Below are 11,242 nucleotides of genomic sequence, written 5' to 3' on the forward strand. Positions count from 1 at the left end.
GGGCTCCCTCCGCCATGCTTTCAACTTTTCAACCAGTAGCATAATTCATTCCTGTTTTTGAGTCATAAATTCAGAAACGGGGGGAAATTATTAGTCATATTGCTCAAGTGGTAGATTTTTATTGACTTTTACCGGGTGATTGGGATAGTTACTTTAGCTTTTCCAAAAGTATTAGGTTGCTGATTCTATGGTTCAGGACAGAATGGTAAGTACGCCAACAGAGAACACCCTGTTGTTTCGGCCCGGTGATTTTTCCAGTTTGGCGGCAGCCCTTGATTATGCCGCTACCGGGCAAACGGGATATAACTTTTATGACGGTCGTGGTCGGTTGGCCGAGGCGCTTTCCTATTGCCAATTGCGGGAAGATGCCTGCGGATTAGCCCGGCGGTTCCTCAGTCTGGGGGTTGAGCGGGGTGCAAAGGTGGCTTTGGTTGGTGATACGCATGCTGATTTCATGCGTTTTTTTTATGCCTGCCAATATGCCGGCCTGGTCCCAGTACCGTTGCCGGCAACTATTTTTTTGGGGGGACATCAGGCGTATGTTGAACAGCTTCGGCGGCTGTTGATTGATTCCCAGGCAGAGATCGCGGTGGCGCTGCCTGGTTTTCACACCTTTATGGCCGAAGCAGGCGAAGGACTGGAGCTCCGCTTCCTGGGGGAGCCGGCTGACTTCATTGCACTGCCGGCAGTCCAGCAGCAGCTTTCCCCCTCTGTTGCCAATGATGTCGCTTATCTTCAGTATACCTCCGGCAGCACCCGCTATCCCCGGGGGGTGATTATCACCCAGACCGCGGTGATGAAGAATCTGGCCGAGATCATTGTCCACGGTGTGCGGGTGCAGGCCGGTGACCGCAGTTTTTCCTGGCTGCCCTTTTTCCATGACATGGGTCTGGTGGGCGGCGTGCTGGCCCCCATGGCATCCCAGATATCGGCTGATTATCTCAATACCCGTGATTTTGCCATGCGTCCCCGTCTCTGGCTTACCCTCATGAGTCAAAATAAGAATACCATCTCTTTCAGCCCCCCCTTTGGCTATGAGCTTTGCGCCCGGCGGATTCGTGAACCGGAAGTGGAAAAATTTGATCTTTGTCACTGGCGGGTTGCCGGTATCGGCGCTGAGATCATTCGGCCGGACTCGCTGCGGCGTTTCGCCAGCCTTCTGGCTCCTGCAGGGTTCAGCGATAAAGCCTTCATGCCCTGTTATGGTATGGCTGAATGCTCGCTGGCAGTCAGTTTTGCCCCTTTGGGAGAAGGCTTTGCCGTCGATGTCATTGATGCTGATCATTTCATGACCACTCAGGAGGCACTGCCGGCGGCCGCATTTTCCCAAGGAACAGCAAGCAATGCCGGTTCTTTTGTGATCTGTGGTGTGCCCTTGCCGGATTATGAGGTGGAAATCCGCGGCGCTGATGGTCAGGTGCTGCCCGAGCGCCATTGTGGCACCCTGTTTGTCCGTGGTGCCAGTGTCATGTCGGGTTATCTCGGCAATGAGCTGCTGACCCGGGAAGTTCTTTCCGCAGATGGCTGGTTGAATACCGGGGATCTTGCTTATCGAGTGGGACAGAGCATTGTTATTGCCGGCCGCCAGAAGGATTTGATTATTATCAACGGCAGGAATATCTGGCCGCAGGATATGGAAAGCATTGCCGAACAGCAGCCGGAAGTACGGGTCGGTGACGCCTCGGCATTTTCAATCCCCGGTAGTAGCGGGCAGGAAAAAGCAGTTCTGGTGGTGCAATGCCGTGAGCTTGATCAGTCCGTGTGTATTGACCTGGAGCATCGGCTGCATGGTTTGGTGCAGCAGGCATTGGGTATTGATTGCCTCGTTGAACTGGTTCCCAGAAATACCTTGCCGCGGACAACCTCTGGTAAACTGTCTCGTTCAGGGGCACGAAAAGGATATCTTGAACGTCATGCCGGTGTTAAAGCGGCCATATCGGAAACCCTCTTTTCCATGCCTGATCTTGATGGGCAGGCTATCTAGATATCCCCTCTCCGGTTTTGTTCCAGAATGTCAGCCTGCCTTGTCAGACGTTCTCGGCATATCATTATTCCATCTAACTTCAGCATATGAAGCATTGTTTGTTGATTCCATCCGTCTTTATTCAGTTGGAAGATCATGACCGAGATGAAGAATCGTGTCATAGCGGTTACCGGAGTGACCGGCTTTATCGGCAGCCGTATTGCGCGGCATCTGAGTGCAGCCGGCTGGCAGGTAAGAGGCTTGGTTCGACGTCGGAGCAGCCGGGAACGGCTTGAAGGTGTTGCCGGGACATGGATTGAAGGTGATCTGACAAATAGTGCCAGCCTCCGCGAACTGGTGGCTGGTGCATCGGCGGTCATCCACTGTGCCGGAGCGGTTCGTGGCGCTGGTCCTGAGCCTTTTCAGCGGGTCAACGGTGCGGGGGTGGCACGACTCGTACCCGTGCTTGCGGCCATGACTTCCCCGCCGGCGTTGCTTTTGATTTCTTCCCTGGCAGCCCGCGAGCCCCTGCTTTCGGACTATGCTGCCAGCAAAAGGCGGGGTGAGCAGGAGCTTGCCGCCGCGGCCGGGTCGCTGTCGTGGGCGATTTTTCGCCCGCCGGCGGTCTACGGACCTGGAGACCGTGAACTTGTTCCCCTCTTTCGCCTGATGAAATGGGGTATTGCCCCCGTTCTCGGGGTTGAGGATGCCCGTTTTTCCCTTTTGCATGTGGATGATCTCGCGGCTGCAGTGATCAGCTGGGTTGGCCAAAAAAACCGGCAAAACGGTACTTTTGAGCTTCATGATGGTCGCCACGGCGGGTATTCATGGCGCGAGGTCATCGATACGGTTGTCCAGCTCAGGGGACATCCGGTCGTGCGTCTCCAAGTGCCGGTGCCGCTCCTTGCTGTGGCTGCTTCGTTCAATCTGCAGGCTGCCCGTCTGCTGGGTTATCAGCCGATGCTGACGCCGGGCAAAGTTCGTGAGCTGAAACATCTTGACTGGGTGTGTGACAATGCGCCCCTCCATCGGACTACGGGTTGGGTGCCCGAGATTTCTTTGGTTGAAGGTTTGCGGCCGATTGTGGCATAATGCAGCGTAGCGCTGGTACCGCCGATGGAGAGGTATCGTGCTTTTGGTTTGCACTGATTTCAGCTAAATTTTTTGAGGCTGACCCGGGGAGTTTCACTGACAATAAAGCAGTTTGAACTGCATCACCATGCCGTGGATTATGATAATGACCTACGATGAAATAGTTGGCAAACTGTATGACCTCCTGAGGGCGATGGTTGCTGAAGTTCCGGAGCTTCATGAGAATATGGAGCTGGCCGTTGATCTGGGATTGGATTCTCTGGCTGTCATGAGGCTGTTGGAGGCGGTTGAGGATGAATTTGACATTTCCATCCCCCTCAACGTTCTTTCCGATGTCCGAACCGTCAAAGATTTTGCCCTGCAGTTGCAGCATATTGTCGAGAAGGAATCCTAATGGCTATTTTTCATAAGTTGCACCAGCTTGAAAAAGCCCGCCAGGCCTTAGCCGATCAGGGTGTGCCCGTTCTGCATGTGGCAATGGACGAGATCCTTTCAGCTACCGAAGCGATGATCAACGGGCGTCGCACCATCCTTGCCGGCACCAACAACTATCTTGGCCTGACCTTTGATTCTGGCTGCATTGAAGCCGCCTGTCGGGCGACCAGGGAGGAAGGCACCGGTACCACCGGTTCAAGGATGGCTAATGGTACCCTGGCCGGCCATCTGGCGCTGGAAAAGGAAATTGCGGCCTTTTATGGTCAGCGTGGCGCCATGGTTTTTTCCACCGGCTATGTGGCCAATCTCGGTATCATTGCCAGCCTTGCCGGCCCTGGCGATATAATTCTTATAGATGCTGACTGTCACGCCAGCATCTATGACGGCTGCCGGTTAAGCGGTGCTGAATATATCCGTTTTCGCCACAACGATGCCGCTGACCTCGATAAAAGGCTGCGCCGTCTTGGTGACCGGGCGGCTGAAACCCTGCTCATTGTTGAGGGGATTTACAGCATGTTCGGTGATCGTGCCGCCCTGGCCGATATCGCCGCGGTCAAAAAATCCTATGGCTGTACCCTGCTGGTGGATGAGGCCCATGCCCTGGGGGTCTTGGGAGACCACGGTCGGGGGTGCACCGAGGATGCCGGTGTTGAGGATGAGGTCGATTTTATTGTTGGTACCTTCAGCAAGAGTCTGGGGGCGATCGGCGGCTACTGCGTCAGCAACCATCCTGAGCTGGAACTGGTCCGCTATGCCAGCCGGCCGTATATCTTTACCGCATCCTCTTCGCCCGCCTCCATTGCTTCGACCCGGGCTGCCCTGCAGATTATCGCCGCACAGCCAGAACTGCGCCGCCAGCTGTGGGAGAATGCTGAATTTCTCTATCAGGGGCTGCTGGAATCGGGAGCTATGATGGGTCCGGAGGCGGGTCCGGTGATTGCCGTCCGTCTGGATGACGCCCACAGGGCCTATCGCTGCTGGCAGGGATTGCTGGCGGCCGGGGTCTATGTCAATCTGGTTCTGCCCCCGGCAACCCCTGATGGCGGTTCCCTGCTTCGCTGCAGTGTCAGTGCGGCCCATACCAGAGAACAGATTATTGCCATTAGGAATGCTTTCGCCGTCCAGCTGGGCAAAAACCAGTAACCTGTTCCCGAGTAAGGCCGCTCCCATGCCATTTTTCTCCTCTTACTGTCCTTTGCCGTCATGCATCTCCTGGTAACTTTTTTCCGCACCTATTTGCGGCAAAGCATCATGATGATGCTGGCGTTGTTGCTCGCCGGTATTGTCGAGGGCTTCGGCCTGATGGCTCTCCTGCCTTTGTTGACTCTGACCGTGGGGGGGGATGTCGGGGGGATGGCGGACAGCCCGGCCGGCCAGGCGGTGGTCAAATATCTGGCGGCAGTCGGCCTTCAACCAAAGGCTGGAATTCTGCTGCTGGTTATCGTCCTCGCTGTCTTTTTGAAGAGCTTTCTTGTCCTGCTGGCCAAAAAACGGGTGGGATATACGGTTGCCCACGTAGCTACTGACCTGCGCCTTGGCCTTATTAGGGCTTTGCTGGCGGCCCGCTGGGAATTTTATGTTGGCCAGCCGGCCGGCAGCCAGGCCAACGCCATGGCCACTGAAGCTATGCGGGCTTCAGAGGCGTATCTTTGCGCTGCCACCATGGTTGCCAAGCTATTGCAGTCTTTGGTGTATATTGTGGTTGCCTTACTGGTTTCATGGAAGGCAACGTCGGTATCTCTGTTGACGGGTGTGTTTTTTCTTCTCATGTTTAGTCGATTGGTAAAGAAAGCCCGGCGGGCCGGCAGTAAACAGACAGCCTTACTGCAAAAATTGTTATCCCAGCTGACCGACAGTATGCAGGCGATAAAACCGATGAAAGCCATGGCTAGGGAACATGTGGCCGAGGCTATCATGGTTACTCAAACAACTGGTTTGAACAAGGCATTGCGCAAACAGGTACTCAGCAAAGAGTCATTAAAGGCTCTGCAGGAGCCGATGATCACCATGATCCTGGTGATTGGTTTATATGTTCCCCTGGTTTATTTGCATATTCCCATGGCTTCAGTCATGGTGCTGGTTTTTCTGCTAGCCAGGATTCTGACGCAACTGGGTAGTGTTCAGCAGCAGTATCAGAAAATGGTTATTTTTGAGAGTGCCTATTGGTCTCTTGTGGCTAAAATTCAGGCAGCAAAAAAAGAGCGGGAACCGGTAATGGGTGCTGCTCAGCCGACCCTCAACCGTGGTGTTTACTGTAGGAATATCAGCTTTGCTTATGATGATGTTAAGGTGTTTGACGATGTCTCAATGGAATTCCCCTGCCAGTCATTTACCGCTTTGGTTGGTCCTTCCGGGGGTGGTAAAACCACAATAGCAGACCTGCTGACTGGTTTGTGCCGTCCTCAGCAAGGTGAAATATATGTTGATGATCTGGCTTTACATGAGGTGGATGTACGCCAGTGGCGCCGGATGATTGGCTATGTCCCCCAGGAGACGCTTTTACTGCATGATAGTGTTTTTGCTAATGTCACCGTCGGTGAAACAGGGATTGGTGAGCCTGAAGTAATCGCTGCTCTACAGGCTGCCGGTGCCTGGGAGTTTGTTTCGGCCATGCCGCAGGGGATCTATTCAGATGTTGGTGAGCGGGGTGGGAAATTATCGGGCGGCCAGCGGCAGAGGCTGGCCATTGCCAGGGCCCTGGTCCATAAGCCGCGGCTTTTAATCCTTGATGAAGCCACGAGCGCGCTGGACCGGGTGAGTGAGGAGGCTATCTGTCAAACACTGCAGACCTTGCGCCATGAACTGATTATCCTGGCTATTTCCCATCAGCCAACCATGGTTGCCGCTGCCGACCGTACCTACCGGCTTGAAAACGGCAAGATTTTTTTGTCTGTGGAGTAGCAACCGTAAGGGGACCGGTGCCGTCTGTCCACCTGGTAAGGAGCTCGTGATCGTCGATGCAGGTTGCCAAGCTATGACCTCTTGTCGGCCGAATGGACCGTCGGTATTTTTCGGTGGACCGCAGCAGCCGGGGAGATTGCGTGACCTCCTGGCCAAGCATATTGACCAGGTACCAGCTGGCGGTGCCATTGATTGGGTAACCTATTATTTCCGTGACCGCCGGCTGGCGGCCGAATTGCTTGCCGCCCATCGTCGCGGGGTGAGGGTAACGGTTACCGTTGAAAAGCAGCCTCGTACAGCCCATGCCAACGACCGGGTGGCCGCATTACTGGACGGGCCCCGGGGGCTTGGTGCCGGATTTCGTTCCCTGTCCCTGCCTTTGCTGCCGGGCAGCTTCAAAGCAAGTTGGGAACCCCATATACACGAAAAACTCTACTGTTTTTCTCATCCGCAGCCGGTTGCATTCATGGGGTCCTACAATCCATCCGGTGACCAGCCGGAAGAATGCCCTGAGATTATTCAGGAGATTGGTGATCAGGACCGCGGTTATAATCTGCTGGTACAAGTAACCGATGCCCGCTTGGTGGGCTTGCTGACCGCCCATGCCAGGCGGTTGCACCGCAGGAAGGAAAGCTTTTTTCAGCGGTTTTCTCCCTTTAATAATATTGCGCTGCGGGGCCATGACTGGCAGGTTTTCTTCTGGCCGCGGATTACCTCCCATCCGGTAATGAGATTTCTCGAATCCCTGCCACCTGGTTCCCGGATAAGGATCGCCATCTCTCACCTGAAAGGTCGTTCCATAGCTCGTCGATTGGCTGGGCTGGCCGTCCGGGGAATGAATCTGGAAGTTATCGCCGATTCGACCTTGAGAAGGGTGCCCCTGTCCGTTGAAGCGATCATGGACAGGGCGGGAATCATGTTCAGCCGGTTGGGAGGACTGACCGGCCTGCCCATGCATGATAAATTTGTGTTGGTGGAAAGCGGTGAGCAGCGCTGGATTATTTTCGGTAGCTTCAACTGGACGGTGCGTTCCTGGTGGCTCAACCAGGAGATTGGCCTCATTTCCTCCAACGCGGCACTGTATGAATCCTTTGCTGCCCGGTGGGAGGAGCTGTGCGCCGCGGCTGAAGAAGAAAATGATTGACGGTATATGCCGGGCCTTTCCTGCCGGCTGTTGGAGATAACGAGATGAGTGCGACACCTTCGACCATCATTATCCCGGTGGAAAGCCAGGTGCGGGAGCTGGACGCTAAAATCCTGCTGGCCTGTGCCGCGGCTGAAAAGGGATTTCCGGTGGTGATCGGTTCGCGGGCATTCCTCCATTTCCAGGTGGAGAAAATCCCCCGCGGAGTGTACTTGGCTAAAAGCATGAGAACCCTGAGTGAGCGGATGTTTACCATTCTCCGGCAGCTTGGCCATGAAATTGTGGCCTGGGATGAAGAGGGACTGGTGCGCTGGCCGGATCAGGAATATTATCGCTGGCGGCTGTCCCCGGTCACTATGGGGATGATTTCCCATCTGCTGACCTGGGGGGAGGATGATGCCCGGGTTTTGCGCAACTATACCGGCTACGCCGGGACGCCGATCCATCCGGTGGGCAATCCCCGTATTGATCTGCTGCGGCCGGAACTGCGGACCTATTACCGGGAAAAATCTGCTGCCCTGCATAAGCGTTTTGGTGATTTTGTCCTGATCAACACCAATTTCAGCAAGGTTAACCATTTTTTTTCCCACCTCAGTGAACTGAAGAAGCCAGCTCTTGCGCTGGCTGCCGGCGGCGAAGAAACCTTTGATGCCGGCAAGGGACGATTGAAACAAGTACTGTTTGAACGTTTTCAGGAGATGCTGCCGGCTTTATGCCGTCTGCTGCCGGAACATACCATTGTCGTCCGGCCGCATCCGGCCGAAAATCATGATCCCTGGCTGGCCATTGCCCGGCAGCATACCAACCTTGCAGTCATCAACGAGGATAGCGTTACGCCCTGGCTGATGGCGGCAAAAGTTCTGATTGCCAACGGCTGTACCACCATGATCGAAGCGGCTGTCCTAGGGACGCCAACAGTTGCCTACCAGCCGGTTCTGGGGGGCGTCTATGACGATGAACTGCCCAACGAGGTCAGTCATCGGGCTTTTTCGCTGGCTGAACTCTGCGAGCACGTCAGCAACGTTATGGCCGGCACAAAGGGTTCCTTGACCTATGAAAGACGGCGGGAGATCATGGATCGTCATATCACCGCCCTTGACGGCCCTTTAGCCATTGATCGGATGGTGGACGTTCTGGTTGCTGGCGGCTACCTTCAACACCAGCCGCCGCCCACTTTGCTGACAAAGTATCTCCAGGGCTGTCTGCATAATAAAGTGCGGACAGTCAGTAAAAAAATTAATATGCGTCGGCCGGGGCATCGCAACAACCTCTCGTACCACCAGCACCGGTTTCCAGGTATCACTGTTGCAGAGCTCCAGGGCCGCGTAAGCCGCTTAGGAAAGCTGGTAAACCGATTCCATCAAGTCCAGGTTAAACAGCTTGCTCCCTATATTTTTACAATGAACAGCAAGGGGTGAATATGTCTACCAGAAGCATCTGTCACGGGTGTTGCTCCGTTGTTGGCAACCTTTCAAGGTTATGGCCTTTGTCAGTTAATGCTGATAGTGGTCCTCTGCAGGTAACGGCAGAAGGAAAAGTGCAAAAATGATGGCACCAGCAGGGACTCACAACTCGAAACATATTGCTATCTTTGTCCATTCATTTGGTGGCAGTGGTGGCGCTGAGCGGGTTATGCTCAACCTTGCCAGCGGATTAAAAGATCAGGGGCATAAGGTAGACCTGGTTATGGCCCGCCAGGAGGGCCTTTTTCTTGATCAGGTTCCACCTGAAATCAGAATCGTCGATCTTAAAGTCCGGTCGGCCAGACAGTCGATAGTATCACTGCCCCTTTTGGGGAAAAACTGCTGGTTCTGGGCCCGTATGGTCTTGGCTGTAAAGCCACATTTTGTCCTTGGTGCACTGCCAAGTCTTGCCAGATATCTCCAGAAAGAACACCCGGATGCGTTGATTTCTTCTACTGATTATCCAAATGTTGTTGCCATCTTGGCTCGCCGTTTGGCCAAGGTCAAGACTAGAATTATCGCTACCGTTCACATTGCTCTTTCGATGAAGATTACCACAGTCAAAAAACGCCGAGTCAAAGACTTGCCAAGGGTATGTCGCCGTTTCTACCCGCAGGCCGATGCTATAGTCGCAGTTTCCCAGGGAGTTGCTGATGATCTGGCGCAAGTGCTGGACTTTCCTGTAGATAATATTACGACCATTTATAACCCGGTTGTTTCCCCGGCTCTTGAGAGCCTCGCGGCTGAACCATTAGAACACCCATGGTTTATCGGCGAAGGTCCCCCGGTTGTAATAACAGTTGGTGGCTTCAAAGTTGCCAAGGATCATGCAACCCTTCTGAAAGCTGTTGCCATCGTACGTTCTCAGCGTCCTCTCCGTCTTGTTATGCTAGGTGAGGGGAAATTGCAGGAGACTATAGCCCAATTGGCAGAGGAGTTACACATTGCCGAAGATGTTGATATGCTCGGGTTTGTTGATAATCCCTACAAATATATGGCTCGAGCCTCGCTTTTTGTCCTCTCATCGATATATGAAGGGCTTCCCACGGTGATGGTGGAGGCGTTGGCTTGCGGCTGCCCGGTGGTAAGCACCGATTGTCCCAGTGGTCCTGCCGAAATTTTGGATCATGGTCGGTATGGCCGGCTGGTACCCGTACAGGATGAACACGCTCTGGCCTTGGCGATTCTCTCTGCTTTGGATGAACAACATGACCCATCTGTACTCAAAGCCAGGGGGATGGAGTTTTCTCTGGCAAAGGCAACCGAAGACTATCTCAGGCTGATCCCTTAAAGGTGTGTTAGTGTGAAAAATAGCTGTATGAAGAAACTGCGAAAACTCTTTCATGGAAGAACAAAGGTATTGGCGAAACTCGAGCCTCAGGAACAGCAGCTCATTACTGCTATCCGCCAGCAAAAGCTTACCTATTTGAGCGACCGTAAACTTGCCAATATCTGCACAGTGTGCCGATCGATTAAGGATAAAAAAATACCCGGGATATTGATTGAAGCCGGATGTGCCTTGGGTGGATCGACCATACTCATTGCCAAAAGCAAACATCAGCATCAGCCGCTTTATGTCTATGATGTTTTTGCGATGATTCCTCCCCCTTCCGACGAGGATGGCAGTGATGTCCATAGGCGATATGAAATTATCAGCCAGGGAAAGTCTGATGGCATAAAAGGGGATACCTATTATGGCTATGCGGATAATCTTTACGAGAAAGTTCAGCAGAATCTGCAGCAGTTCCATATCGATGAGGAACGAGACAATGTTTTTCTGATAAAGGGCATGCTCCAAGAGACCATGCAGGTGAGCAGACCGGTTGCTTTTGCCCACATTGACGTTGACTGGTATGAACCGGTAAAAACCTGCCTGCAGCAGATTATCCCTAAGCTGGTTGTTGGTGGTAGTGTAATAATTGACGATTACCATGACTGGTCCGGATGCCGTAGGGCAACAGATGAATATTTTCAGGATAAGGCCGGACAGTTTCAACTGGATGATACCATGGGATCAATGCGAGTAACCCGCATTAGATGCCGGTAGGGTCATCGCCAGGATGTGGGTTTGAGAGGTGATGTCGATAATGTTTGCATCACGTTGTTCAGAAAATGCTTGAACAGTTGTGACTTATCCATATATTGCAGAAGCAACAAGCTTGACAGTCAAAAGTTCTTTTTACAACGTACGTTAAACTAGCCAGTCAAGTTTTGGTAAACGCATAAAATAAAACATAAAACTAC

General features: G+C 53.3%; 9 protein-coding genes. All 9 read left to right on the forward strand.

The features are described 5' to 3' along the window. Positions 1-202 precede the first annotated feature (202 nt). The 9 genes from JXO50_00005 to JXO50_00045 all read left to right on the forward strand — a co-directional run bounded on the left by JXO50_00005 (position 203) and on the right by JXO50_00045 (position 11,045). Positions 203-1,984, forward strand: a complete 1,782-nt coding sequence (locus JXO50_00005; GenBank protein MBN2331468.1) for a fatty acyl-AMP ligase — start codon at positions 203-205, stop codon at positions 1,982-1,984. 144 nt (positions 1,985-2,128) lie between these two features. Next, positions 2,129-3,055, forward strand: coding sequence for an NAD-dependent epimerase/dehydratase family protein (locus tag JXO50_00010; GenBank protein MBN2331469.1), 927 nt, complete (start codon positions 2,129-2,131; stop codon positions 3,053-3,055). 145 nt (positions 3,056-3,200) lie between these two features. Further along, positions 3,201-3,449: an acyl carrier protein gene (locus JXO50_00015; GenBank protein ID MBN2331470.1), complete on the forward strand. Its 249-nt coding sequence runs from the start codon at positions 3,201-3,203 to the stop codon at positions 3,447-3,449. Beyond that, complete coding sequence (locus JXO50_00020) at positions 3,449-4,633, forward strand: aminotransferase class I/II-fold pyridoxal phosphate-dependent enzyme (GenBank protein MBN2331471.1); 1,185 nt, start codon at positions 3,449-3,451, stop codon at positions 4,631-4,633. The genes JXO50_00015 and JXO50_00020 overlap by 1 nt, the downstream gene beginning before the upstream one ends. A 60-nt stretch (positions 4,634-4,693) precedes the next feature. Continuing rightward, positions 4,694-6,391: an ABC transporter ATP-binding protein gene (locus tag JXO50_00025; protein MBN2331472.1), complete on the forward strand. Its 1,698-nt coding sequence runs from the start codon at positions 4,694-4,696 to the stop codon at positions 6,389-6,391. A gap of 73 nt (positions 6,392-6,464) precedes the next feature. Continuing rightward, entirely contained in the window at positions 6,465-7,535 is a 1,071-nt protein-coding gene (locus tag JXO50_00030; protein MBN2331473.1) for a hypothetical protein, read from the forward strand. A 44-nt stretch (positions 7,536-7,579) separates the two neighbouring features. Continuing rightward, a complete protein-coding gene (locus tag JXO50_00035; GenBank protein ID MBN2331474.1) occupies positions 7,580-8,953 on the forward strand; it encodes a hypothetical protein in 1,374 nt (457 codons plus the stop codon). 130 nt (positions 8,954-9,083) lie between these two features. Then, the gene (locus tag JXO50_00040; GenBank protein MBN2331475.1) at positions 9,084-10,289 is read left to right on the forward strand and encodes a glycosyltransferase; all 1,206 of its coding nucleotides are present in this window, start codon (positions 9,084-9,086) and stop codon (positions 10,287-10,289) included. 27 nt (positions 10,290-10,316) lie between these two features. Further along, positions 10,317-11,045 carry a class I SAM-dependent methyltransferase gene (locus tag JXO50_00045; protein MBN2331476.1) on the forward strand — a complete coding sequence of 243 codons (729 nt, stop codon included), beginning with the start codon at positions 10,317-10,319 and terminating at the stop codon, positions 11,043-11,045. The last annotated feature ends 197 nt before the right edge of the window (positions 11,046-11,242 follow it).

This window comes from Candidatus Anaeroferrophillus wilburensis (genome assembly GCA_016934315.1).
GTDB classification, from domain to species: Bacteria; Desulfobacterota; Anaeroferrophillalia; order Anaeroferrophillales; family Anaeroferrophillaceae; genus Anaeroferrophillus; species Anaeroferrophillus wilburensis.